Annotated in this window: 24 protein-coding genes and 1 pseudogene; 5 read left to right on the forward strand and 20 right to left on the reverse strand. The window is 70.3% G+C overall.

What is annotated here, in order from left to right; genetic code table 11:
- Positions 1-21: 21 nt before the first annotated feature.
- From ACIBHX_RS32115 to ACIBHX_RS32130, 4 genes and pseudogenes are all read right to left on the reverse strand, one after another.
- A complete protein-coding gene (locus ACIBHX_RS32115) occupies positions 22-1,959 on the reverse strand; it encodes a heparinase II/III family protein (protein WP_397071098.1) in 1,938 nt (645 codons plus the stop codon).
- A 21-nt stretch (positions 1,960-1,980) separates the two neighbouring features.
- Complete coding sequence (locus ACIBHX_RS32120; protein ID WP_397071099.1) at positions 1,981-3,120, reverse strand: winged helix DNA-binding domain-containing protein; 1,140 nt, start codon at positions 3,118-3,120, stop codon at positions 1,981-1,983.
- Positions 3,121-3,165: 45 nt separating this feature from the next.
- A complete protein-coding gene (locus ACIBHX_RS32125) occupies positions 3,166-3,537 on the reverse strand; it encodes an SAM-dependent methyltransferase (protein WP_397071100.1) in 372 nt (123 codons plus the stop codon).
- 173 nt (positions 3,538-3,710) lie between these two features.
- Positions 3,711-4,637, reverse strand: a pseudogene (locus ACIBHX_RS32130) (RNA polymerase sigma factor); the annotation flags it as partial.
- A 149-nt stretch (positions 4,638-4,786) separates the two neighbouring features.
- On the opposite strand from ACIBHX_RS32130, the gene ACIBHX_RS32135 reads away from it, so the two are divergent.
- Positions 4,787-5,536: a TetR/AcrR family transcriptional regulator gene (locus ACIBHX_RS32135; protein WP_397071101.1), complete on the forward strand. Its 750-nt coding sequence runs from the start codon at positions 4,787-4,789 to the stop codon at positions 5,534-5,536.
- Positions 5,537-5,545: 9 nt separating this feature from the next.
- Here the strand turns inward: ACIBHX_RS32135 and ACIBHX_RS32140 are convergent, their stop codons facing one another.
- On the reverse strand, positions 5,546-6,445 hold the full coding sequence (locus ACIBHX_RS32140; RefSeq protein ID WP_397071102.1) for a LysR family transcriptional regulator: 900 nt from the start codon (positions 6,443-6,445) through the stop codon (positions 5,546-5,548).
- A gap of 70 nt (positions 6,446-6,515) precedes the next feature.
- On the opposite strand from ACIBHX_RS32140, the gene ACIBHX_RS32145 reads away from it, so the two are divergent.
- A complete protein-coding gene (locus tag ACIBHX_RS32145) occupies positions 6,516-7,457 on the forward strand; it encodes an NAD-dependent epimerase/dehydratase family protein (protein WP_397071103.1) in 942 nt (313 codons plus the stop codon).
- Positions 7,458-7,471: 14 nt separating this feature from the next.
- The gene (locus tag ACIBHX_RS32150; RefSeq protein ID WP_397071104.1) at positions 7,472-8,356 is read left to right on the forward strand and encodes an aldo/keto reductase; all 885 of its coding nucleotides are present in this window, start codon (positions 7,472-7,474) and stop codon (positions 8,354-8,356) included.
- A gap of 304 nt (positions 8,357-8,660) precedes the next feature.
- Here ACIBHX_RS32150 and ACIBHX_RS32155 read toward each other — a convergent pair whose 3' ends face one another.
- From ACIBHX_RS32155 to ACIBHX_RS32170, 4 genes are read right to left on the reverse strand one after another with little or no spacing between them, the layout of a single operon-like run.
- Positions 8,661-8,978: an MmcQ/YjbR family DNA-binding protein gene (locus ACIBHX_RS32155; protein WP_397071105.1), complete on the reverse strand. Its 318-nt coding sequence runs from the start codon at positions 8,976-8,978 to the stop codon at positions 8,661-8,663.
- The gene (locus tag ACIBHX_RS32160; RefSeq protein WP_397071106.1) at positions 8,945-10,030 is read right to left on the reverse strand and encodes a winged helix DNA-binding domain-containing protein; all 1,086 of its coding nucleotides are present in this window, start codon (positions 10,028-10,030) and stop codon (positions 8,945-8,947) included. The genes ACIBHX_RS32155 and ACIBHX_RS32160 overlap by 34 nt, the downstream gene beginning before the upstream one ends.
- Before the next feature lie 32 nt (positions 10,031-10,062).
- Positions 10,063-11,490: a wax ester/triacylglycerol synthase family O-acyltransferase gene (locus ACIBHX_RS32165; protein WP_397071107.1), complete on the reverse strand. Its 1,428-nt coding sequence runs from the start codon at positions 11,488-11,490 to the stop codon at positions 10,063-10,065.
- A 13-nt stretch (positions 11,491-11,503) separates the two neighbouring features.
- Entirely contained in the window at positions 11,504-12,553 is a 1,050-nt protein-coding gene (locus ACIBHX_RS32170; protein ID WP_397071108.1) for a winged helix DNA-binding domain-containing protein, read from the reverse strand.
- Between the two features lie 32 nt (positions 12,554-12,585).
- Between ACIBHX_RS32170 and ACIBHX_RS32175 the strand changes: the two genes are divergently transcribed.
- Positions 12,586-13,776 (forward strand): cysteine desulfurase-like protein, encoded by a 1,191-nt coding sequence (locus tag ACIBHX_RS32175; RefSeq protein WP_397071109.1) that lies wholly within the window; start codon positions 12,586-12,588, stop codon positions 13,774-13,776.
- On the opposite strand, the gene ACIBHX_RS32180 is transcribed toward ACIBHX_RS32175, so the two are convergent.
- Positions 13,748-14,440 (reverse strand): alpha/beta fold hydrolase, encoded by a 693-nt coding sequence (locus ACIBHX_RS32180; protein WP_397071110.1) that lies wholly within the window; start codon positions 14,438-14,440, stop codon positions 13,748-13,750. The two genes, ACIBHX_RS32175 and ACIBHX_RS32180, sit on opposite strands and share 29 nt — an antisense overlap.
- A 119-nt stretch (positions 14,441-14,559) precedes the next feature.
- Here ACIBHX_RS32180 and ACIBHX_RS32185 point away from each other — a divergent pair, with 119 nt between their 5' ends.
- The gene (locus ACIBHX_RS32185; RefSeq protein WP_397071111.1) at positions 14,560-16,215 is read left to right on the forward strand and encodes an acetolactate synthase large subunit; all 1,656 of its coding nucleotides are present in this window, start codon (positions 14,560-14,562) and stop codon (positions 16,213-16,215) included.
- A 33-nt stretch (positions 16,216-16,248) separates the two neighbouring features.
- Here ACIBHX_RS32185 and ACIBHX_RS32190 read toward each other — a convergent pair whose 3' ends face one another.
- The 10 genes from ACIBHX_RS32190 to ACIBHX_RS32235 form a co-directional block, all read right to left on the reverse strand.
- Positions 16,249-17,403 (reverse strand): alpha/beta hydrolase family protein, encoded by a 1,155-nt coding sequence (locus ACIBHX_RS32190; RefSeq protein WP_397071112.1) that lies wholly within the window; start codon positions 17,401-17,403, stop codon positions 16,249-16,251.
- A gap of 13 nt (positions 17,404-17,416) precedes the next feature.
- Complete coding sequence (locus tag ACIBHX_RS32195; protein ID WP_397071113.1) at positions 17,417-18,835, reverse strand: S41 family peptidase; 1,419 nt, start codon at positions 18,833-18,835, stop codon at positions 17,417-17,419.
- Positions 18,832-19,875 (reverse strand): ABC transporter permease, encoded by a 1,044-nt coding sequence (locus tag ACIBHX_RS32200; protein WP_397071114.1) that lies wholly within the window; start codon positions 19,873-19,875, stop codon positions 18,832-18,834. The genes ACIBHX_RS32195 and ACIBHX_RS32200 overlap by 4 nt, the downstream gene beginning before the upstream one ends.
- Positions 19,872-20,762, reverse strand: a complete 891-nt coding sequence (locus tag ACIBHX_RS32205; RefSeq protein ID WP_397071115.1) for an ABC transporter ATP-binding protein — start codon at positions 20,760-20,762, stop codon at positions 19,872-19,874. The genes ACIBHX_RS32200 and ACIBHX_RS32205 overlap by 4 nt, the downstream gene beginning before the upstream one ends.
- A 64-nt stretch (positions 20,763-20,826) precedes the next feature.
- Positions 20,827-21,219 (reverse strand): GntR family transcriptional regulator, encoded by a 393-nt coding sequence (locus ACIBHX_RS32210; RefSeq protein ID WP_397071116.1) that lies wholly within the window; start codon positions 21,217-21,219, stop codon positions 20,827-20,829.
- A 123-nt stretch (positions 21,220-21,342) separates the two neighbouring features.
- On the reverse strand, positions 21,343-22,218 hold the full coding sequence (locus tag ACIBHX_RS32215) for a sigma-70 family RNA polymerase sigma factor (protein WP_397071117.1): 876 nt from the start codon (positions 22,216-22,218) through the stop codon (positions 21,343-21,345).
- Entirely contained in the window at positions 22,215-22,607 is a 393-nt protein-coding gene (locus tag ACIBHX_RS32220; protein WP_397071118.1) for a VOC family protein, read from the reverse strand. The genes ACIBHX_RS32215 and ACIBHX_RS32220 overlap by 4 nt, the downstream gene beginning before the upstream one ends.
- Before the next feature lie 203 nt (positions 22,608-22,810).
- Positions 22,811-23,596, reverse strand: coding sequence for an MOSC domain-containing protein (locus ACIBHX_RS32225; RefSeq protein ID WP_397071119.1), 786 nt, complete (start codon positions 23,594-23,596; stop codon positions 22,811-22,813).
- Positions 23,593-23,895, reverse strand: coding sequence for a LysE family transporter (locus ACIBHX_RS32230; RefSeq protein ID WP_397071120.1), 303 nt, complete (start codon positions 23,893-23,895; stop codon positions 23,593-23,595). Before ACIBHX_RS32230 ends, ACIBHX_RS32225 begins: the two co-directional genes overlap by 4 nt.
- A 19-nt stretch (positions 23,896-23,914) precedes the next feature.
- Entirely contained in the window at positions 23,915-24,823 is a 909-nt protein-coding gene (locus ACIBHX_RS32235) for a MerR family transcriptional regulator (protein ID WP_397071121.1), read from the reverse strand.

Raw genomic sequence — 24,823 nt, forward strand, 5'->3', positions numbered from 1 at the left:
ACTGCACACGCCTGCTACATGCTATCGCTCGAACGCGGCCTCGAAGGCGGCCTGGCGGGCGCGTCCCCGCAGCAGGATGAGGCCGAGCGGGCGGCCGGTGGGGTTGCCGTCGGCGGTGGCGGTGTAGGCGTGGAAGCCGTCGGGGATCGGCATCGTGAGGCGGGGCGAGCCGGGCCAGTGCCCGTCGACGCGGTCGCCGGTGATGCGTCTGACGTCGCGGAGCCAGGGGTTGTCGAGCTCGGCGGGTTCGGTCTCGGCCGCCTGGAAGGGGCCGTCGCCGTGGAAGATCCACTCGAGGTCGTGCTCGCCGTCGAGGTGGGCTTCGTAGGTGTCGGTCCAGCCGGTGTCGGTGATGGTGACCGTACGGCGGAAGGTGTGGCCGCCCCAGGCGGACTCGGCGGACAGGTGGCGCGGCGAGTGGTCGAGGAGGCGGCCGGTGTGCGGGGGCTGGTGGGCGCCGTCGACGACGATCAGGTTGTGGGCGTGCGGCGAGCGCAGCCAGGTGGTGAAGTCGGAGCCGTAGCCGCTGGTGCCCAGGTCCAGGCTGGTCCAGCCGGCGGCGGTCTCCACGTCCACGGCCAGCTTGTCGCGGTGGTCGTGGCCGCCGGCGTCGGGGCCGAACCGCATCGCCAGCCGCACGTGCGGTGACCGCAGCACGCCGATGCCCGCGTGGGTCCAGACGAAGCTTCGGCGAGGCTGCTGGGCGGCCGGCAGGTCGTCGGGGCCGAAGACCAGCGCCGCCACCGACGAGCGGCCGGGCAGCACGACGTCCTTGTCGGCGTGGTCGGGGTTGCCGAACCACAGGCGGGCCGGGTTCGGCTGGCGGGTCGCGTAGTAGGCGCCCAGGTCCACCGGGCCGAGCCGGCCCCAGGCGGCCTCGGCCTGTGGCGCGAAGTCGCCCAGGAAGCACTTGGCCCACCCGTCGCCGTAGGCGGGCAGGCGGCCGTCGGAGTAGGCCAGGGCGGGCGGGGCGTCGATCGCGCGGGCCAGGCGGGTGCGGGCCTCGTCGCTCAGCCCGGCCACCTCGGCATAGGACAGCAGGGCGGCCACGGTGTAGTAGTGGTAGTGCGGGTTGATCTCGTACCAGAGGCCTTCCGGGTGGAAGCCCTGGCGGATCTGGGCCTCGACGCCGTATTCGCTGTCGCGGCACCAGGCCAGCAGCGGCTGGTCGTCGAGCAGGGCGGCGCATTCGGCCAGGGCGGCCAGCAGCCAGCAGTGGATGTTGTGTATCGCGCCCACCTGGGGTTTGAGCAGGTCGACGAGGCCTTCCGCCATCGCGGCCGCGGCTTGCGCGGTTTCCCCGGTCGCCGCGTCGCCCGCCCATCTGAGGGCGCGCAGCATGCCGACGGTCCAGACGGCCTCGTCCAGGGACTGGGGGTGGACGCGTCCGATGCCGGCGTGGGCACCGTGGGGCTCGTAGGCCTGGTAGTCGTAGGCGGTGAAGATCCGTTCCAGCTCGGCGACCGGCGAGGACACGGCCACCACCCTTTCCTGGGCGCCGACCGGCGGGGCCGTCATGAGCCAGGCGTCTTCCGCGGGAACCGGCGGTATCGGCCGGGGTGCCGGGATGTGCGGGGCCTTCGCCTGCTTGCCGGCTGGGTTCCGCCTGGCGGTCGGGGCGGCGGTTTCCGCCAGCCGGATCAGCAGGGCGGCACGCTGGGCCTGGGCGGCCGCCTGGTTGTGCATGCGGGTCCGCCAGGCGCCGTCCCACGGTTCACCGGTGTAGACACGGCCACACTTGGTGCACGCGTGCCGTTCCGGGGAGGTCGCGTCGAAGCGCAGCGGCGCCCCGTCGCTGTCGCAGAAGTAGTGGTGGGTCCACGCCGACGGTTTGTCGGGCCCCGGGATCCGCAGGTCCAGGCGCCACCGCTCGTACTGGGCCCGCACCTGCGCCACGACGTCCCGCGCCCAGCCGCGCGTGTGCACCTTGCGCCGTACGGCCTGCCAGTCGACCTCCACCGGCCCATCACCTTCCCATCGTCACGCGTGCGCCCCCACGGTCACCGTGCCGATCGTGAGCCGGGGCGTCCCCTCCAGGATCTCCCCCAGCCGCCTGGCCTGCTCATCGAGCTCCTCGAGTTCGCGCCGCGTGAGCGCCCGCAGTGGCTCCACCGTGATGTCGATCCTCCTGCCCGAGCGCCGCTGATGCCACACCCCCGCCACCTGCCCGTCGACCAGCAGCACCGGGTAGTTGCCCGCCTGTCCACCGGCCAGCGCCCGCTCGGCGGCCCGCCCCGGATACAGCAGTTCCCGCGGCCGCCCCGCCACCAGGTAGGCGTCGAAGTACGGCAACAGCCGCACCACGCCCCTGGCCTCGCCGTCCCCGGTGTCGCCAGCCAGGACCCAGGCGGGTATCCCTTCGACGGCCACCTCCTCGAGGTCGACCAGGCCGAAGGCCGCCACGGCCCACGTCTTGGACGCCCCGATCCACTGGGCGAACCATTCCGGCGTGGCCGGGCCGTACGCCTGCAGATAGCGCCTGACCAGCTCGGCCCGCCCGTCGACCACCGGTAGCCCGGGCGGCGGGCTGGTGTAGGTGACCTTGCGCCCGCGATTGTGCCCGAACACGAACGCGCCCCTGTGCGCCGCCAGCGCCATCGCCTGCCGCCACCGCGGCCACATGGTCTGGAACCCGGGCATCACCAGATCCCCCGCCCACGGCCCCGTCGCCGCTATCACCGCGTCGCTCAGCTCGTCGATCGTCAACTCCACACCGTCGACGACCTGCGCGATCGCGGCCACCACCGCGTCGGTCTGCTCGCCCGTCATCCGCACGCGGCCGGCAAACGAGCTCCCGGCCGGGATGGACGACAGCGTCCCCACCCACATCGGCAGATCCGCCGCGGGCAGCAGGTGCACGGTCCCCCGCGGCCCATGCGTCTTCACCAGGCTCCGATCGCTCCACAGCGCCTCACGCACGTCCGCCCGGGTGGCGCCCTCCAGCCGCATCCCGACCGACACCTCGGCCGCGGACATCACCTGCGCGTGCGCCCCGCACATCGCCCCGACGACCCCGGCTGCCGCGCCGCCCCGGTTGTCGTCGATGCCCTTGTACGGCGTGCCGAGCCCCTGCCGCTCGAGCCGCCTCGCGCTGACCTCTGCCCACGTCATGTTCTTCATGACCGTCACACTAGAGGCCAATGCGGAAAGGTTGCTTCCGCGATGTCAGTAGTACTCGCGCATCAGCTCCACCGCCCACGCGGGCTGCCGCACCTCGCCCCGCGGCCCGAACTCCCGCATGTACGGCTTGATGTCCAGCACCGGCGTGCCCTCGATCGCGTCGAGCCCCTTGACGTGGATGTCCAGCCCGTCGACCTTGACCAGCTCGCACCGGGAGACGCCGATCCGGTTCGGCCGGTTCTTGCCCCGCTGCGCGAAGATCCCGACCAGCGGCCACTCCGGGTTGTTGCGCGGATGCCGTGCTCCCGTCTCGATCTTCTCCTCGCTCACCAGATGGAAGCGATAGACCACCTCGAGGTGCGAGAACTCGTCGAGCCCGTACAACGCCTCCTCCGGGAACCCTTCGACCCGGATCACCGCGGTCTCCGCCCCCCAGTGATCGTCGACCGCCGCGTCCCGCCCACCCCGGACAAACCCAACCGCTTCAACATCCATAACCCCTATATACCGCCTCCTGCCTCAGCGCAGGTGGTGGGAGTGTCCCGAAAACGGGTGGATCCAGCCTCCTGCCCCTCCGACGGGGGCGAGGGCTAGCTGAGGTAGTCGCGGAGGGCGAGGGAGCGGGAGGGGTGGCGGAGTTTGGACATGGTCTTGGCTTCGATCTGCCTGATGCGTTCCCGTGTGACGCCGTAGACGCGGCCGATCTCGTCCAGGGTCATGGGTTTGCCGTCGGCCAGGCCGTACCGCATGGAGATGACGCCCGCCTCGCGCTCGGTGAGGTCGTCCAGCAGGTGCCGCAGTTGCTGCTGCAGCAGCGTGAACGACACCGCGTCCGCGGGCGAGATGGCCTCGGTGTCCTCGATGAGGTCGCCGAACTGGCTGTCGCCCTCCTCCCCGAGCGGCGTCTCGAGGGAGATGGGCTCGCGGCCGTAGCTCTGGATCTCGATGACGCGATCGGCCGTCAGCTCCGTCTCGGTGGCGAGTTCCTCGGGCGTGGCCTCGCGGCCGAGCTCCGTCTGCAGGCGGCGCTGCGCCCGGGCCACCTTGTTGATCAGCTCGACCATGTGCACGGGAATGCGGATGGTGCGGGCCTGGTCGGCCATGGCGCGGGTGATCGCCTGCTTGATCCACCAGGTGGCGTAGGTCGAGAACTTGAACCCGAGCCGGTAGTCGAACTTCTCGATGGTCCGGATCAGGCCGAGGTTGCCCTCCTGGATCAGGTCGAGGAAGAGCATGCCGCGCCCGGTGTAGCGCTTGGCGATCGACACGACCAGGCGCAGGTTGGCCTCCAGCATCCGTTCCTTGGCGCGTATGCCGTCCTCGGCGATCCACGCCAGGTCGGCGCGGAGGTCCGCGGACAGGCCCGGCTCGGTGTCGAGCCGCTCGCGCGCGAACAGGCCCGCCTCGATGCGCTTGGCCAGCTCGATCTCCTGCTCGGCGGTGAGCAGCGGCACCCGGCCGATCTCCTTCAGATACGCCTTGACCGAGTCGGCGCCGGGGACTGGGGCGTTGTCGTCCAGGACGATTTCCTCTGCGGCTTGGGACAAGATCTTCTCCTCGCTCGGGCTACGTCCAAACTTAGGCTGGACACAACTTTAGGTCGCTCCAGCCGAGTCGTCAACCTAAAATAAGGTCGAACCTAAAAATTCGTGGCACACTAGGGGCTATGGGCACCGACACCTTGGGATTGCGGGAACAGAAGAAGCGGGAGACCAGGCAGGCCATCTCTGACCACGCTACCCAACTCTTCCTGCAGCGCGGCTTCGACAAGACCACCATCGCCGACATCGCCAACGCGGCGCGCGTGGCCAAGATGACCGTCACGAACTACTTCCCGCGCAAGGAGGACCTGGCGCTCGACCACCACGAGGCGTTCGTGGCGAGCCTGGCCGACGCGGTCAGCGACCGCGCCCCCGGCGAATCGGCCCTGGCAGCGGTACGGCGGGCCTTCATGGAGGCGCTCGACCGGCGGGATCCGGTGATCGGCTTCACCGGGCGCGAGTTCGCCCGCATGATCGCTGACAGCCCCACGCTGGTGGCCCGCCTGCGAGACCTCCACGAGCAGCGCGAAGCCGCCCTCGCCGCGGTCCTCCTCCACGAGCTCACCTCCTCGAGCACGTCCGACACTCCGGGTGCTTCCGGCGTTCCGGGTACGGCGAGCCCCCGGAAACCCGTATCCCCATCCCCGGCCGCTCCCGAACCCGGGTCCCCTTCTAACGCTTCCGAGACGGAAACCGTTACCGCCCGCGCCGTGGCCGCCCAACTCGCCGCCGCCCACCGCCTCCTGTTCCGCGAACTTCAGACCCGCACACTCGCGGGCGAATCCCCCGACACCATCGCCGCAGCCCTACGCCCCATGGCCACCCAGATCTTCACCCTCCTCGAACCCTCCGTCGGCACCTACGCCACCCGCTGATCCCCGCGGTCACGCTTCTTCTGCGGCCGCCGCCTGCTCCTGGAGAGCCTGGATCAGCATCGTGACCTGGGGGTGTTCGCGGCGGCCGATCCTGGCGACACCGATGTGCCGGATGGGAGCCGGCGGCTCGATCCGGACGGTGCGCAGACCTGGCAGTTCTGGGGTCAGCGCGATGGAGGGGATCAGTGAGATCCCCATGCCTGCGGCGACCAGCGAGCGGGCGAAGAAGTAGTCGGTCGTCGTGCCGCGCACCTCCGGGTCGAAGCCTGCGCGCTCGGCGTAGCGGCGCAGATAGGCCTCGGTTTTGAGGCAGCCGAGCACCCAGGCCTCGGCCGCCAGATCGGCGATTTCGAGCGCATCGCGGCCGGCCAGTCGATGCCCCTCTGGCAGGACGACGTGCAGGGGGTCTTCCATGAGCGCAGTCCACTGCACGCTGGAGCTCTGACCGGGCAGTGGGCCGTCGAAGTGGTAGGCGAGGGCGAGGTCCACGGCACCCTGGCGGACCAGGGACAGGCTGTCTTCGGGCTCGTCCTCCCTGACGTGAACCACGGTGTCGGGATGGGCCGTCATCAGCCGGGCGAGAGCGCCGGGCAGCAGAAGCCTTCCGCCGCTGGTGAACGTGGCGACGGTGAGCTGGGTGCGGCCCGTGCCGAGCCGGTCGACCTGCTGCTTCGCGTGTTCGAGCTCCGCTACGACCGACTCGGCGGCGCCGACCATGATCCGGCCGGCCTGGGTCAGGGTGACCCCGCGGGTGCTGCGCGCCACGACCTGGGCGCCCAGGCTGCGCTCCAGGGCGGCCACGTGCTGGGAGACGGCCGAGGGGGTGAGACGGAGGGCCGTCGCCGCCTGGTTGAAGCTGCCGTGCTCCGCGACGGCCCGCAGGACGCGCAGCCGCTGTACGTCGATCAACAGTATTCCTTAATACGCATCCAGTAAGTCGGTAATTCTGCTGGTGACGGTAGGCCGCCAGGATGGGGGCATGCAAGAGATCTGCGTTGTCGGCGGTAGCCGGTACTTCGGCAAGCTCCTGGTCGAGCGGCTGCAGGCCGCGGGACACACGGTGACTGTGATCAACCGCGGCTCCACCCCGCCGCCCCAGGGTGTCGTGCACCTCGTCGCCGACCGCAACCGCGAGAGCGCCCTCACTGCCGCCATCGGTTCCCGCACCTTCGACGTGGTCGTTGACCAGGTCTGCTATACCCCGGTGCAGGCCGCGATCGCCGCCCGCGCTTTTCGCGGTCGTACCCGGCGATTCGTCATGACATCAACGATCGAGGTGTACGACCCGGCGACCGCCGCGCTTTCGTCTGTCCCGCATGGCACCGCGGTGCCGGAAGGGATCGTGGACCCGGCGGCCTGGCTGGTGCGGATGGACCTGCCCTGGCGCGACGATGCCTACCTGGAGGCCCACTACGCCGAGGGCAAGCGCCAAGCGGAGGCCGTTTTCGCCCGGGACGGCGGGTTCGAGTTCGCCTCCGTGCGCAGCGCCCACGTGCTCGGCGGCGGCGCGCAGGAGTTCACCGGCCGGCTGGCGCACTACATCGAGCACATCGCCCTGGGCAAGGAGATCGCCGTGCACGCCGAGGCGCTGCCCACGGTCTTCATCCACTACGAGGAGCTGGCGGACCTGCTGCTGTGGGCGGCCACGGCCACCGACTTCACCGGTCCGATCAACGCCTGCTCCGACGGCCTGCTCGACGTACGCGATCTGGCCTCGACCATCGCCTCGAAGACCGGGCGTGAGCCCGTGTACCGGACCGTCGGCTCGGGCGAGCCGGCCTCGCCGTTCTCCTTCGACCGCCACTACGCCATGAGCAACGCCCGCGCGAAGGACCTGGGCTTCTTCTTCTCCCGCACCGCCGACTGGCTGCCCGGCGCCGTCGCCGAAGCCATCGACGCATCCGCCACTCCCACCGTTTGAGGAACAGATCCACCATGCAGTACCGCACCATCGGAGACACCACCGTCAGCGCCGTCGGCCTGGGCGGGATGCCACTGTCCATCGAGCACCGCCCCGACGAGGAGCGGGCCATCGCCACCGTCCACGCCGCCCTCGACGCCGGGATCACGTTCATCGACACCGCCGACAGCTACCACTGGCACGCCGGTGAGGCCGGCCACAACGAGCTCCTCATCGCCCGCGCCCTGGCCCGCTACGGCGGCGACACCTCCGACGTCCTGGTCGCCACCAAGGGCGGCCGCGGCCGCCCCGGCGACGGCAGCTGGACCGTCACCGGCACGCCCGCCCACCTCAAGCGCGCCGCCGAGGCCTCCCGGAACCGACTGGGCGTCGAGGCCATCGGCCTGTATCAGCTGCACAAGCCGGATCCGACCGTGCCCTGGGCCGACTCCGTCGGCGCGCTGCGCGAGCTGCTCGACGCCGGCACGATCCGCGCCGCCGGGATCTCCAACGTGACCACCGACCAGATCCGCGAGGCGCACGCGATCCTCGGCGACGGACTCGTATCCGTACAGAACCAGTACTCGCCCGCCGTGCGCACCAGCGAGCCGGAACTACAGCTGAGCACACAGCTGGGTCTGGCCTTCCTGCCCTGGAGCCCGCTGGGCGGCATCTCGCGCAGCTCCCTCGACGGACCCTCGGGCTCGACCTCAGCGGGCACCGCTTTCCACCGAATCGCGGCCGAGCACGGCGTCAGCCCGCAGCAGATCGCCCTGGCCTGGCTGCTGACCCGCTCCCCGGCGGTAATCCCGCTCCCGGGAGCCAGCCGTCCGGCCTCCATCCAGGACTCTGCCCAGTCCACAGAGCTCAAGCTGAGCGACGCCGAACTAACCCAGCTCGAGGCCCCACTGCCAACCTGAACCACCGCCGATCGACCGCCCCCGGGACCGCCAGAGACCTAAGCCCACCCCCGGACGCCGGTCGACCGCCCCCGGGACCGACCGGCATCTGAGGCCACCCCCTGATCCCCGCAACCACCGGTGGCCCACCGTACGAACGCGCCGACGACTCCCGTGCCACGTCTCGCCGCCCCGGCGCGGGAAACCCCACGCCGGGGTGCCCCATACCACGCGCCGGTCATGGCGCGCTCGCTTCCGCCGCCGTTCCTGCGCACCGTGATCGCCCACTCTTCCAGTCCGGCCGCCTCGTCTCTGCGCATCACTGTTAGGGGGCGCGGGTTTGGGAGGTTACGAAGGTGTAGGACTCGGCCAGGAGGGGTTCCCAGGTTTCTTGGGTGGTGATGGCTACCCATTCGCGCATCTTGCGGTTGCCGGAGGTGAAGATGTGGGCTTCGCCGTTGGCGACCAGGGCGATGACGCGTTCCGCCGGGAGTTTGAGGATGAGCCGGTCGTTCGAGAGGAAGGCGAAGACCTTGCCGTTGACCTTGAGGCCCTCGGCGTGCAGCATGCGCCCGGTGCTCACCGTGGGCCGGATGAGGTATTCCTGGCTCAGGTCGTCGAAGAGCTGCTGTGTGGTTGCCATGCGATGCTCCCTCCGGACACGCCCGCGAACGCCAGCAACCGCTCCCCCTCCGCGGCCAGCTCGTCCATCGCCGCAGGTGGCAAGGGGTGGAACGGCCGCACGGTCAGCGTGGCGTCCTTAAGGTCCCACATGCCACCGACAATTCCGTCGACCAGGAACGTGGGGTACACCATCGAGCCGACGCAGATCTCCTTGCGCTGATCCGAAGTCATCAGCCGGGAACGGTCGTGGAAGGCCACGATGAGGTTGTCGAAGTAGGGCAGGAACCGCACCGGCGCCGGGACGTCGCCGGCGGCCAGCGGCGCGTCGGGCAGGTCATACAGGACACGTCCTGAAATATCGCGGTAATGCCGGAGCCCCATCCCGTCCACGACGGGCCGCAGCCGCGTCAGCCCCGACCACGCCTGAATGTCCATGACGCTGGCCGGCCCGAAGGCGGCCAGGTACCGCACGACGAGCTGCTCGACGGACGGGCAGGACGACAGCGGCCGCCCGAGCCACTCCTCGGCCAGCGTGAACGGCGTCCCGCCACCCCGGTTCCAGACCCCGGACGGAGGCGTGTGGATCACGGCCACCAGCGCCTGCACCGACCACCCGAGCGCCGCAGGATCCACCGAGGGCCACCGCGGCGCCAGCAGGTCGCGCAGCTGGGTGCGGGTCAGCGTCCGCCCCCGCAGGTGTTCCCGCGCCACCCGCGCCAGTTCGGACAGGTCGACCGAGCCGGTCGCCTTGCCGAAGGCCGCCTGGCGCCCCTTGCCGAGGCGTTCCTGCATCAGCGGCCGCACCCACAGGTAGTCCTCGGCGCCCACCAGATGCTGGGTGCCGCGCAGGAGCCCGCCCCGCACGACCTGCTTGCCGTACAGGAGACTGATCAGCTCGTCCTGGGTGAAGGACGACAGCCGCGTCCACAGCCCGACATAGGGGGCGTTGGTCTCCTGGGCCTGCAGCGCGACGAGGCGCTCGATGGCCGCCAGCGGCGACAGCTCCGCGCGGCGCAGCAGCAGCTGCCGTTCCAGCGTGGTCCGGTTGAGGATGCGGGTGCTCAGCTCCATGCCGCGAACGCTACGGCCTGTCGCGGCAAGGATCATTCCGCGATGAGCAGCAGTTCGTCGAGCGACGAACGCAGGTATCCGGTCAGCTCCCAGGCGTCGGGCACCATCTCCCGGTCCGTGATGACCCCGATGTCCAGCGACCCGTCGTAGGAGAACGCGGTGATGTTCACCCCACCGCTCACGTCGGTGATCACCGAGACCGGGTAGTGGGTCAGCAGCCGCGCCCCGCACACGTACAGCGGGAACTGGGGTCCGGGCACGTTGGAGATGGCCACGTTGATCGGCGGCGCCGTCTGCCCGACGAGCCCGAAGGCCGAGCGCGAGGCCAGCCCCATGAGCGCGGCGGGCATCGACTCGCTGAACTCGCGCAGCCATCGGGCCGGCGCCAGCGAGAACCGCTCCTTGATCCGCTGCATGGCCTGCCGTACCTGCTGCAGCCGCTCGACAGGATCGGCGACCTGTACGGCCAGCGGCGCGGTCATGAACGTGACCTGGTTGCCGCCGCCGGAGCCCGCCTCCCGCAGCGAGAACGGGATGCCCGCCACCAGCGGCTGCCCGGGCACGCCGCCGTGAGCGGCCAGCCAGCGCCGCAGCGCCCCCGCGCAGACGGCCATCACCACGTCGTTGACCGTCACCTCGAACGCCTTGCGCACCCGTTTGATCTCATCCAGCGGCAGCGACACGAACGCGAAACGCCGGTGCGCCGAGACGGGGCCGCTGAAGGGGGTGCGCGGCGCGGGCAGCGACGGCAGCTCCGGCGCCTGGCCCGATCCGGCCAGGCGCCTGGCCAGCCCTGACACCAGGCGCGTGCCGGGCACCCAGGACACCACCGGGATCTCGTCCAGGTGCGGCAGTGCCCGGGCGGCGAAGCGGACGGCCTGGGCGGGGTTGGAACCCAGCCGGATGAGGGCCCGTCCGAGCATCTCCAGCTGGTCGGGCGGCGGCTCGTCGCGTTCCGGCGCGCCTTCGCGGGGCGCGGGCACGGGGGCGAGGTCCAGCAGCGCGGCCAGCACGTCGGCCCCGCCGACGCCATCGACGGCCGCGTGGTGGATCTTGGTGTAGAGGCCCATGCGGCCGCCGGACAGGCCGTGGATCAGGTCGATCTCCCACAGCGGCCGGTTGCGGTCGAGCCGCCGGGCGTGCAGGCGGGAGATCTGCTCGGCCAGCTGCCTGTCGTCGCCGGGCGGCGGCAGCCCGATCTCGCGTACGTGGTAGTCGAGGTCGAGATCGTCCTCCTGCACCCAGTAGGGGTGGTCGAGCCCGAAGGGGACGGGCGCCAGCTTCCGCCGCATCGCGGGCACGTGGGGCAGGCGCTGTTCGAGCAGGGCCTGCAGGTCACTGCGGTTGAGATCGCCCTCCAGGATGGCCAGACCGGCGATGTTGGCCACGTTGGTGGTGGTCTCGAAGTGCAGGAACTGGGCGTCCAGGGGAGTCAGCTGCGGCATGGGCACCTCCGCCACGAACAAATCAGACTCAGGCCACCACTTCAAGGGCGAAGTCGGCGGCGTCGGGCTCGGCGAAGCGCAGCGTGCGCAGCCCCTCCTCCTCCAGCTCGGCGACCTTGACCGGCACGAACGGCGTCAGCAGCAGCTTGGCCTTCTTGCCGGAGCGTTTGATCTGCCAGGTGCCCGCCACGAACCCGTCGACCAGGAACACCGCGCGGACCCGCAGGTTCTTGGTGGTGACCTCGCCCTTGAAGGCGTCGTCGAGCACCCGGGTGCGGTCGGCGTGGCCGAGCACCAGGTTGTCGAAGTCGGGCAGGAAGCGCACCGGCGCGGGCGCCTCACCACCGGGGCGCGGCGCGTCAGGCAGGTCGAACAGCTCCCGTCCCGATGAGTCCTCAAGGGCCACGAGCCGGTCGCGCATGCCGTACACGACCTTCTTCAAGGCGCCGATGCCCGAGAAGGCCTGCACGTCGGCAACGGTGGCCGGGCCGAAGGCGGCCAGGTACCGCTCGACGAAGGCCTCCAGGTCGGGCGCGGCCATCGGCACGCCGGGCAGGCCGAAGGCCGACTCGCGCGGGAAGCCCCACCGGTCGTCGGTGGGCATCATCACCAGCGGCGTCAGCATGCGCACCGCGTAGCCGAGCGCGCGGTCGTAGGCGTCGGGGAACTCCTGCTGCAGCCGGGCCCGCAACTCGTTGAAGGTGTGCGGACGCTCGGCCAGCAAGCGCACGGCGGCCTCCACCACGGCGTCGCCGTCGAGCTCGTCGAAGCGGCGCATGGCGGCCGCGAGCGACTGCTGGACGAGGGGCCGGAACGCCGCGAAATTCTCCGCAAGCGTGATGTGCAGGGTGCCGCGGAACAGCGTGCCGCGCACCACCTGCCCCGAGTGCAGCGCGCCGTGCAGATCCTCCCGGTCGAAGGAGGCCAGGCGGGCGGCCAGCGCGAGGTAGGGCGGGCGCGGCTCCTGCGCCTGCAGCGCGACCAGCCGCCGCACCGCCGCCAGCACGTCCAGCTCGTGCCGCTCAAGCAGCAACTGGCGGGCGAGGGTGGCGCGGTTGAGGTCCCTGAGCGTGAGCATGAGGCCCATCCAACCAGGGGAGGCTGACAAGTATGCGTTTCCCCATTGAAGAGGTTCGCGCCGCTTATCCAGCTCTGTCCGACGGCTACGCCTACCTCGACGGCGCGGCCGGAACCCAGACCCCGGCTCCGGTGATCGAGGCCATCGCCCGCGCCTACCGCGAGGGCATCGGCAACGTCGGCGGCGCCTTCCCCGCCAGCCGCCGCTCTGACGCGATCGTGGCCGGGGCCCGCCGGGCTGTGGCCGACCTGGTCGGCGGCGACCCGCGCGGCGTGATCTTCGGGCCGAACATGACCACCCTCACCTACCGCCTCTCACGCGCCCTGGTCGGACCGGGCGACGAGGTGGTGCTGTCACGGCTGGACCACGACGCCAACGTGCGCCCCTGGGTGCAGACCGGCGCCACGATCCGCTGGGCGGAGGTGGACACCGTCACCGGCGAGCTGCCGGTGGAGCAGTATGGCGAGCTGATCGGCCCGCGCACCAAGCTGGTAGCGGTGACCGCGGCCAGCAACGTCCTGGGCACCCGCCCCGACGTGGCCGCCATCACCGACCTCGCCCACCGGGCCGGCGCGCTGACCTACGTCGACGGCGTGCACGCCACCGCGCACGGCCCGGTCGACGTGCGCGAGCTGGGCGCCGACTTCTACGCCACCAGCGCCTACAAGTGGTCGGGCCCGCACATCGGCGCCGTGGTCGCCGACCCGGAACTGCTGGAGACCGTCCGCCCGGACAAGCTGGCCTCCTCCCCCGATGACATTCCCGAACGCTTCGAAACCGGCACCGCCGCCATCGCCGACCTGGCCGGGGTGACCGCCGCCGTCGACCACCTCGCGGGCCTGGCCGAAGGCAACGGGACGCGGCGTGAGCGGCTGCTGGCCTCGATGGCCGCCGCGGAGGCCCACGAACTGGCCCTGTTCGACGTGCTGATCGAGGGCCTGCAGACCATGCCGGACGTCACGCTGTACGGCAAGCCGGCGCGGCGCACGGCCACCGCCTACTTCACCGTGGCCGGCCGTACACCCCGCGAGGTCGCCGAGCACCTGGCCGGGCTCGGGGTGAACGTGTGGAACGGCCACAACTACGCCTGGGAGCTGACCGGCGCGCTGGGCATCCGCGAGGCGGGTTCGGCCGTGCGCGCCGGGCTGGTCCACTACAACGACGCCTCGGACGTGCAGCGGCTGCTGGAGGGCGTCAGATCCATCCCTCGAGGGAGGCCATGAAGCCTGCGAAGTCGTCGCGGTGCACGCAGTGGCCGGCGCCCTTGACGGTGCGGATCTCGAAGCCGCGCCTGGCCAGCTCGTCGGCGGTGTCGGGTTTGATGGTGAGGCTCGGGTCGGCCAGCTGCACCATCGACGGCACGACCGCGCCGCGGGGCAGGTAGTCGCCGTCGAAGCCGCTCACGCCGTCCAGGAACGTGGGGTCGAACAGGGCGAACCCGGCCAGCTCGGCCTCCACGTCGGCCTGTGACCAGCGCGGGTTCATCGTCTTGACGCTGTCCTCGGTGGAGGTGGTGACCATCCGCTTCATGAAGGCCATCGCCTCGGCCGGGACGGCGTCGAGGGTGAAGCCGGGGTCGGAGTAGACGGCCTTCCCTGGGCGCAGCCGCTCGACGGCCAGCGACAGCGACAGGCCGCCCAGCGAGTGGCCGATCGCGAGGTCGGCGCCTTCCGGCAGGTTCTCGGCCAGGTCGTCGCCGAGCAGCTCGGCCCGGTACTCGCCGCGCGGGCTGAGGCCGTGTCCGCGCAGGTCGGGCGCGACGACCCGGTAGCCGCGCTCGATCAGCGCGTCCTCGACGGCGTGCCAGGTGCGGTGGTCGGACATGCCGCCGTGGATGAGCAGCGCCGTCTTCGGCCCGTCGCCGCGCTCGTGCACGTTCAGCTTCACGGGGGTTACCTCCTCGAGGGTTTATACGTATAACCGAACCTTACTCTGTCGTGGAATGAACCGCGCCCCGCGCGTGCTGTGCAGGAGCGCAACGTTTTTCCGATGAAAGGCTTTTCGCGATGTCCACGCAGGCCGACGCGGCCCGTCTGATGGTCCAGGCCCTGGAGGCGGAGGGCGTCGAGTACGTCTTCGGCATCCCCGGCGAGGAGAACATCCACTTCGTCGACGCGCTCAACGACTCCTCCATCCGCTACATCCTGGTGCGCCACGAGCAGGGCGCCGCGTTCATGGCCGAGATGTACGGCAGGCTGACCGGGAAGGCGGGCGTCGCCTCGGCCACCCTCGGGCCCGGCGCGATCAACCTGCAGCTGGGCGTGGCCGACGCCACGACCAACTCCACCCCCGTGGTCGCCATCACCGCCCAGGTCGGCCTGGACCGCATCTACAAGGAGTCGCACCAGGTGGTGGACCTGGTGTCGCTGTTCCGCCCGATCACCAAGTGGGCCGAGCTGGTGCCCACGGCCCAGGCGCTGCCGGAGATGATCCGCAAGGCGTTCAAGACCGCCCAGACCGAGCGGCCCGGCGCGGTCTACCTGGCCATCCCCGAAGACGTCGAGTCCGCCTCCGTGCCCGAGGACCTGCGCCCGCTGCCGGTGAACGTGGTGCGCCCGCAGGATCCCTCGCCGTCCCAGATCGCCCGCGCGGCCGACGTGCTGGCCACGGCGCGCCGGCCGATCATCCTGGCCGGGCACGGCGCCACCCGCGCCGGCGCCTCGCAGGCGCTGGTGCGCTTCTCCGAGCAGCTCGGACTGCCGGTGGCCACCACGTTCAACGGCAAGGGCGTCTTCCCCGACGACCACCGCAACGCGCTGGGCGCGGTCGGCTTCATGCGCCACGACTACGTCAACTTCGGCTTCGACGAGGCCGACGTGCTGATCAGCGTCGGCTACGAGCTGCAGGAGTTCGACCCCGTCAAGATCAACCCGCACCGGGACAAGAAGATCATCCATATTCACCAGTTCCCGGCCGAGGTCGACGACCACTACCCGGTGTCGGTCGGCATCCAGGGCGACATCTCCCGCTCGCTGCACGCGCTGGGCGAGGCCGTGCACCGGCGTTTCGAGGTCAACGGCACGGGCGAGAAGATCCGCCGGATGATCGCCGGCGAGCTGTCATCGGGCGCGGTCGACGACCGGTTCCCGATGTCGCCGCGGCGCGTGGTGTCCGACATCCGCGCGGCGATGCGGCGCGAGGACATCGTGCTGGCCGACACGGGCGCGGTGAAGATGTGGATGGCACGCATGTATCCGACCTACGCCCCGAACACAATGCTGGTGTCCAACGGCCTGTCGTCGATGGGCTTCTCGGTGCCGGGGGCGCTGGCGGCCAAGCTGGCCTTCCCCGACCGCCGCGTGCTGGCGGCCACCGGCGACGGCGCGTTCCTGATGAACTCCCAGGAGATCGAGACGGCGGTGCGCGAGCGCGTGCCGTTCGTGATCCTGGTCTGGGTGGACGACGCCTATGGCCTGATCGAGTGGAAGATGGATCTCGAGCTGGGCCGCAACTCCAACATCGCCTTCGGCAACCCGGACTTCGTCAAGTACGCCGAGAGCTTCGGCGCCAAGGGCTACCGCATCACCGAGGCCGGCGACCTGCTGCCCACCCTCCGCAAGGCCCTGGCCGACGACACGGTGTCGGTCATCGCCGTCCCCGTCGACTACAGCGACAACCTCGCTCTCACCACCAAGCTCGGCGACCTCACCGGCCCCTTCTGAACCCGTCGGGAGCTGTACGGCGGGCCACGGTTCTCAGGATTGGCCGCAGGTCGCGGCGCAGAACTTGACCTCGGGGTAGCGCGACGACGGCTTGTCCAGGAGGGGCTGTCGTTGCGACTTCAGGTGCTGGTCGAGGAAGGCCGCCACGTACGTGCGGGTGAGCTCGGTGGAGCGCGCCGCGGACAGGACGCCGGAGGGGGGCTTGATGCCGAGGGCGTCCGAGAGCAGCGGGCTGTCGGTGAAGGACTCGTGTTCCGCGCCCGACAGTACGAGCCAGCGCTTCCAGCCGGTGAGCAGCTTCCAGTCGCGATCCCATGAGATGTCGCGGGCACCGGGGGCGTGATCCGGCGTTCCGATGAACATGAACGGCCGGGAGAACCCGCGCTTGGGGATCCGGGCGTAGGTGGTGCCGTCCATGTCGATTCCGGCGCGCACCCGGGAGTCCTTCACCATGGCCGCCACGGCGCCGGCCCCGCCGATCGACTGGCCCACCATCGCGATCCTGGAGCGGTCGATCAGGCCGGAACGGTCCCACGTCGAGGTCAGCTGGTCGAGCACGAAGGAGACGTCGGCCGCCCGGCCCTGGACCACCCCCGTGCCGAAGCCTGGGTCGGTGTCGCTGTCGCACGCCAAACACTCCGCGACTCGCCCGTCGGGGAAGGTCGTGGCGTAGTTCTCGTAGGTGTGGTCGATCCCTGCCACGACGTACCCTCGGCTGGCCAGGTCCTCGGCCAGGGATGTGAGCGTGCTCATCGGCTTGGTGAAGCCGGGGGAGAGCACCACCAGCGGAAGCTTCCGTCCCGCGGGTTCGGCGTCTTTGATGGCGTTCGTCCGCGTCTTGCTCAGCGTGTCGTACGGCAGGCCCGTGACCCCGTAGCGCCTCATGGCGATCTCCGATTCCTTCGGCGTCATGTACGGCGCGCGCCGCCCGCCCCGCTGCTTGGTCGGATACCACAGGGTGACCTTGAGCTCCCTGGCCTTGACGTCGAGGTTCCAGGGATCGGGGCGGGAGGTGTCTTTCAGGTACAGGGCGGTGGTGCCGACCGGATGGGCGCCGGTGGGGGCGGGCAGGGTTGCGGGGCCTGTCGGGGTGGCCGACGGGGCGGCGGACCGGGGCGGCGTGGGTGCCGAGCAGGCGGACGCGGCCAGGACGACCAGTCCCGCGGCAACTGCCAGGAGGTGTCTCATGGGAGAGGTCCATTCACTTGTGCAGCAGAGTCAGGGCCTTGGCCAGCGCGGGATCGTGCCCGGCGGCCGCGTCCTTCGGGGTCAGGGGCGCGTAGTGGTCGGGCGATACCCCGATCCGATTGATCTCCTCGCGGTTGGGCCCCAGGCCGTGCCTCGTCGGGAAGCCCAGCATGGTGTTGTTGCTGAGCAGGTAGCCCTGCGCCGGGCCGGACATGATGCCGGCGGTCCTGGTGCCGACCAGCTGGCCGATGCGCAGGTCCTTGACCGCGGAGCTGAAGTGCTCGCACGCCGAGGCGCACCCGCGGTCGGTGAGCACGATCAGCGGCAGGTTGAGCAGTTCGACGGTGTCGTCGGTCCGCAGGCCTTCGCACTTGTCGTCCACGGTGCACAGGTAGTGGGTGACCTTGCCGTGGACGAACGCGCTCAGCAGCCGGCCTGACTCCTCGGTGCGGCCGCCGCCGTTGCCGCGCAGGTCCAGCACGACGCCGGTCAGGGTACGGCCGGAGCGCAGCCTGGAGATCGCTTTGAGAGCCCTGTCGGCGGCGTCGGGAGCGAACCCACTCAGCCGTACATAGGCGATGCTGTCGTCCAGCAGTTTCGAGGTCACCACTTGCAGGGTTGCCAGATCCCGCTGGTAGAGGCCGGGCTTGAGCGTCACGCTCCAGCGGCGGCCGGTGGTCTGCCGCAGGAGCCGCAGCCGGACCGGGCGCGCTTGCGGGTATTGCAGGTAGAGGGCGGCGATCGCGGGGGTGGCCTTCCCGTCGATGAAGGGCGCCGATCCATTGATCGATTCGATGATGTCGCCCGGGCGTAGTCCGGCGGCCTGCGCCGCGCCGCCCTGCACGGTGGTGACGAACAGCGGGGCGAGGGCGACACCGGGGCTTGCGGTCGTCTGGGAACGGGTGACGTTCGCCTCGAGACCGAGGCCGTAGCCGTCACCGTCGTACATGTCGGGTGGCCGCTTGGCATCGTGCGGCCAGGAGGCGTGGTTGTCGCCGAGGGCGGCCACCATGGCCTCAAGGGTGACGACGGCCAGCTTGTCGCGCAGATCCGGCACCTGATCGGTGATCTTGCGGTAGACGGCCTCGAAGGCGGTCCAGTCGGCTTTCCTGTCGCCGGTCAGCGCGGGCATGGTGGCCTCGGGTACGTCGCGCCCGTTGCGGTTGAGCTCCTGCGTCAGGGCGATGAACCCGCCGATCAGCAGCGAACGGGCGTCCAGCGTGGCGCCGCTGTAGTAGTTGCCGAGGATACAGAAGTACGCCTGCTTGATGACGTCGATCGTGGTGGCCGTCTCCGCCCCGAGGCGGCCCTGGGGCTGCGTGCAGACGGTGCCGGCCGCCTCGCTCGCCTGGCTGCGCGGCGGCGTCGGCGCCGTGCAGGCCGCCATCAGCAGGAGGGCGAGCCCAGCTGTCGCCGCCCTGATGACGGTCATGACAGACGCCTCCGGATCCACCAGAAGGACAGCCAGGTCAGGCCGAGAGTGAGCAGGGCGTAGATCCCGGTCTCGATCCACTGGAAGGGCCAGAAGCGTTCGAGGGGCTGGTAGGTCGCCTTCTGCCGGTAGCCGAGGCGGTTGAGCTCGGCCATGCACCTTGTCCCTCCCTGCGGTGAGCAGGGTCCCGACGTCGTGGAGACCTGGATGGCGACGGGTTCGCCGTTCTGGCTGGTGATCGTACGTCCGGACGCGTCGATCAGGTCGCTGGACAGGACCCAGGCGCCCGCGTTGCCGGGAACAGCCGACCTCAGGACAATCTGCACAGGTCCGCCCCCGTTGGGTGGTATTCCGATGTTCTCCACATTCGTCATGCTCAGCTCGAAGGTCGAGGTGACCGGGGGCATCAGGTGGGGACGGACCAGCTGCGGCATGGCGAGCTGGATCGCGGCGAAGACGGCCAGGGCGAGGGCCATGGCGGGCAGGGTGCGGCGCACGAGCATGCCCAGGGTCACGCCCAGGACGAAGGCGAAGGCCGCATACCCCATCGGAGCGATGCCGCGCGCGCCGAACACCAGGGGGGCCATCAGGGCCAAGCCTGGACTGGCCGACTTGTCCAGGGGGTCGGACCACCAGGTCACCGCGAGGCCGCACAATCCGGCGGCGACCACGGCCACCAGGCCGGTGAGCCCGAGCTTTACCGCCAGCCAGCGGCCGCGGGTGACGCTCTGGTTCCACACCAGCAGGTGTGTGCCGGTCTCCAGCTCGCGGGTGATCAGCGGTGCTCCCCAGAAGAGCCCGACGAGAGCGGGCAGGAGCAGCACGACGAGGCTGACGGCCATGAAGGGGATCTCGTACTGGCCGAAGAACCGATCGAAGAAGCGGTTGCAGGTGTCGTTCTGGGTGCAGTCGGCGATCCCGGCGGAGTAGCGGGATGCCAGGCCGGGGCCGGTCACGGCCAGGGCGATGGCGAGCACGACGAGCAGGGCGGCCGTCATCACCGCCGAGCCGCGCAGCTGGCGCCAGGTCAGCCAGATCATCGCCGCACCTCCAGGGCGACTTGCCGGTTCTCGGCGGTGCGCTTGTCCATGTAGGCCAGGACGAGGTCCTCCAGGCCGAGCTGGGTGACCGTCCAGGCGGGGTCGTGGATCGGGGCGTCGGTGCGGATCACGAACGTGCTCTGCCTGTCGGTGTGGCGCGCGGAGATCACGTGCTGGTCGGCGGGGAGCCGGTCGGGATCGCGGCGCGGCCCCGTGAGCCGGAAGTGGGTGGACAGCAGCTTGTCGGTCTCCCCGGCCACCTGGACGCGGGAGTCGACGAGCACGATCAGGAAGTCGCAGACCCGTTCCAGATCGGAGACCAGGTGGGAGGAGAGCACCACGCTGAGCTCGTGCTCGACCGTGGCCTCCATCAGTCCCTGCAGGAACTCGCGGCGGGCGAGCGGGTCGAGCGAGGCCACCGGCTCGTCCAGGATCAGCAGCTCGGGCCGCTTGGCCAGGCCCAGCGTGAGGGCGAGCTGGGCGCGCTGGCCGCCCGAAAGCTTGCCCGCCCGGTGGGTGGGGACGAGACCGAGCCGCGCGATACGGTCCCGCGCGATGGTGGCGTCCCAGCGGGGGTTGAGCCGGGCTCCCAGCCGCAGGTGATCGGCGACGCTCAGTCCCGCGTAGACGGGGGTGTCCTGGGCGACGAACCCGACCCTGGCCAGTTGCCCGGGCGTGCCCGCGGGCCTGCCGCCGAGCACGGTGATGCCGCCCGCCGTCGGTTGGAGCTGGCCGCTGGCCAGTTTCAGCAGCGTGGTCTTGCCCGCTCCGTTGGGGCCCACCAGCCCGACGACGTGGCCCGCCGGGATGTCGATGGTGAAGTCGCGCAGCGCCCAGCGCTTGCCGTACCTCTTGCCCAAGTTGTGGGCCTCTAGGACAGAAGTCATGAGAACTCCTTCAGAGCTCTCATGAGTGAAGTGCTGTGCTCATCGATGCCCTCGCTTCGCTCGGTCATGCAATGTCCTCCTGAGAGGTGGTCCGAAAGGTGGTCATGAAGAGGGCCTCGATGCTCTCCTCGTCGAGGCCGGCCCGGCGGGCCTTGGCCAGCCAGCGCTGCAGTTCCAGCCGCAGCGGGCCGTGCGCTGCCAGGGAGGTGTCGGTGAGCGTCGCCGTGACGAACGTCCCCACCCCTGGCCGGGCGGCGACCAGGCCCTCGTGCTCGAGTTCCCGGTAGGCCTTGAGGACGGTGTTGGCGTTGATCGCCAACTGGCCCACGACCTCCTTGACGGTCGGCAACTGGTCGCCCTCGCGCAGCAGGCCGAGCCGTAGCGCGTGCCGTACCTGCTGGACGAGCTGCAGGTACGGCGAGACGCCTGACTTCGCATCCAGATGGAACTCGATCACCGGTTACTCCATATATCTAGTGTCATAGCACTTTAGATATTTGCATATATGGCGCCGGTTAAGAAACGGTCGGTCGGCCCGGGATGACTTGCACATGCACGGGCCGACCCTGACGACCCCGGCTCAGGCCGGGGCGGGCAGCTGGATCGAGGCGAGTTTGGCCGGGTCGACGACGATGTGGATGCCGGTGATCCGGCCTTCGGTGACTGTGAAGGCGATGACGGAGAGAGGGCTTCCGTCGGGGCGCCAGGACATGTGGCCGGGGATGCCGTTGACCAGCACGGGTCGTTGGCGGGCGACCTCGCCGGAGAACATGCGGGCGCCGGCGGCGACCTCGGTGGCGCCGAGGGTGACGACCATGCCGTCGGGAGTGTCGACGGTCAGCTTCACGTTCGGGTCGAGGACACGCAGGAGCGCTTCGAAGTCGCCGCCGAGCGCGGCGGCGCGGAATGCCTGGACGACCTGTTGGTGCTCGCGGCCGGGGCCCGCCGGCCGGTCCGTGGCTTGGACCTTACGGCGGGCGCGGCTGGCGATCATCTTGGTAGCGTCGGCGGATTTGCCCAGGATCTGGCCGATTTCGTGGAACGGGACCGCGAACATGTCGTGCAGGACGAACGCCAGGCGCTCGCTCGGGCTGAGCGAGTCGAGCACGACGAGCAGGGCGAGACCGACCGAATCGGCCAGCGCCACCTGCTCGTCCGGGGCGGGGTCGTCGGCGGGCGTCACCAGGAGGTCCGCGAACTCGTGCCCGTAGGCGGTCTCGGGGCGGGCTTGACGTGATCTCAGGAGGTCCAGGCTGATTCGGCCGACCACGGTGGTCAGCCAACCCGCCAGGTTGCCGATGGTCGCCTCGTCCTGGCGGACGAGGCGCATCCAGGCTTCCTGGACCACGTCCTCGGCGTCGGCGTGCGAGCCCAGCACGCGGTACGCGAGGGCGCGCAGCCGATCGCGCTGGGCTTCGAACGCCTCGGTCACGAGGCCGGACGGGTGGGTGGTCACGGCTTTCGCTGCTGACGGAGCGAGACCCGGTTGCCGTCCGGGTCCACCGCCTCGATGCGGACCCCGAACGGATAGTCCACGGGTTCGGACTCTTCGAAGGTGACGCCGCGCTGGCGCAGGATCTCGAAATCCTTTCGCAAATCATCGGATTCGAGGATCAGCGGACCGGGCGCGGCCTGCTGGCCCACGTTGCCCGGCTGTCCCGCGGCCGCCGCAAGCGACCACAGGAGGATCTGCACCGGGCTGTCGGGAACGCCGACGGTGAGGAACCGTCCGTCGCGCCCCGAGAAGTCGATCCGCTTTTCCAGGCCGAGTCCCTCGGTGTAGAACTCCAGCGCGCGGTCCAGATCGGTGACGTAGATCGTCACGTACATGATGTTGGTCAGCATCCTGTTCTCAATTCACTCGTTGGGGCGACGACCGTTCGTATTCGGTCGTCGCCCCTATGACGAGCGCCGACGAGAGAAGGTAACAGGACCGGCCCGCAGCGCCCCCGTGTCCTGCGGCTGCGGCGGTAACGGACAACGCGGACTAGTCCCTGTAGTCCCTGACCTGCGACGATAGGTTGTTGATGAGATCGCTGTAATGATTCCTAGAAGAGAACGGCGAGGTCTCCCCGCTGGACGGTGCCGCCGCGCACGACGCCGGCTTGCAGGCCGAACCGTACCTGGTGGGCGTGTCCGAGCAGCTTGAGGAGCTGTGCATCGGCTCCCAGCCCGTCGCGGGGCTGAGGCATGCCGACCATGACGCAGCGGGGCATTCCCGGCCCGAGACACAGTTCTACCTGGTCGCCGATGGTGAGATGGCGGCCGTGCCAGTCGTCCTCGATGAAGTCGGCGCCTTCCGTCTCCAGCACGATGTTCGCGCGGAAGCGGGCGACATCGACGCCTTCGCCGAGCAACTGCTCCAGCTTGCGTACCGCGGCGGTGGTGACGAGATGAACGGGGGCCTCGTCGTGGTGCGGTACGGAGGACTGCCGGCGCAGGTGCAGTGACCGGTCCAGAAGCGTGCTGAGCACCTGACCGGCTGCCGGGTCATCAGCACGATGTTCCCGCCCATCCGGGAGGACCACCAGCGGCACTTCACCGTCTTCTGGAGTCTCCAGGCGGGCGCGCAGGGTGAGCAGACCGTCGATGCGGCGGAAACGGCGGGTGGTCTTGCCGCTGCCGATCCCGCCGTCGGCGGTGTAGACGGCCCAGCCTCGGTCCCCGGCAACGCCATCGGCGGTGAAACGTGCACGGGTGAGCCGCTCACCGCCCATGGACTTCACCGGGTACCGCGCCAGCTCGACGACCTGGCCCACCGGCAGGGGCGGCGGTGCCGCTCGGCCCGGGATGTCCTCGCAGAGGCAGGAGTACAGGCGCCGGATCGTGCTCACCTGCCCTCCGTCGCCAGCCGCAGCCCGAAGCCGATCAGTACGGTGCCGGTCACCCGCTCCAGCAACCGCCGGATCCGGGGCCGGTTCAGCACCGGCCGGAAGCGGTCCAGCACCGCGGCCAGGCCGACGACCGCGAGCATTCCCCAGACCAGCAATCCCGTCATCACCCCGGCCGCTGTCCGGGTCGCCGCCCGGCGACCGCCGCTCAGCGCGCTGCTGCTCACCACCGCCATATCCGGCCCTGGGACCACGGTCAGCAGGGCGAGGACCGCCACCGCCGCCAGGAGAGATTGCACCACCGGGACCGCCTTCCGCTCTTCAGACCTGATGCTCCGCCAGCCACCGCATGACCTGTTCGGCGTGGCCGGCCGGCTCCTCGACGGGAAAGAACACATGCTCGACCCGGCCATCGACCACGATGAGGGTCAGCCGGCGGTACAGCGTCATCCCGCCGGCATCGAACGTGGGCAGGCCCAGAGCGGCGGCCAGGGTCAGGCGCGGGTCGGCCAGCAGCGGGTACGGCAACCGGAGCCGGTGCACCACCTCCCGCTGATACCCGCTCGACTGCGCCGACAGCCCGTAGATCCGCGCAGCACCGGCCTTCAGCAGGTCGGCGAGATGGTCACGGAACCCGCACGCCTGGTCGGTGCAGCCCCGCGCGCCCGGTATCGTCTCCCATCCCTGCGGCAGGTCCACGCCAGGCCGCCCGGTCAGCGGATACCCGAACAGCACGCTGCGCCCCTGGCCGAGCGCCTGGACGTGGACCCTGCTTCCATCGGTGGCCACAAGCTCCAGATCCGGCAGCTCAGCTCCGAGTAGCCTGACCGGGTCTACGGCTGCGATGGCCCGCCGCCGGCCGGACTGCGGCTGCATCTTGAGCTGTGCGGCCGCGTCGAGCTGGGCGCGTAGCGTGTCACGTTGTTCGGCAAGCTGCGTGATGCGCTGCTCCAACTGGTCGATGGCCCGCTGGTACGTGGCCAGCGACGCCGGACACAGATCACCGGAGCTGGCGCCGCTGATCAGGCACTCGACGAACGGCCGCGTCTCCTCCACCGAAAGGCCCAACGCCATCAGCGACCGGATCTGCTCCACCAGCCGCACCGCGATCGGGTCGTAGTCGCGGTAGCCGTTGGCGCAGCGGCGCGGGACGACCAGGCCGGCCGCCTCGTAGTAGCGCAACGCCCGCACCGTGACACCGGTACGCCGCGCCAACTCCCCCACTCGCAT

It is taken from the genome of Nonomuraea sp. NPDC050536, assembly GCF_044457685.1.
In the GTDB taxonomy this organism is placed as follows: domain Bacteria; phylum Actinomycetota; class Actinomycetes; order Streptosporangiales; family Streptosporangiaceae; genus Nonomuraea.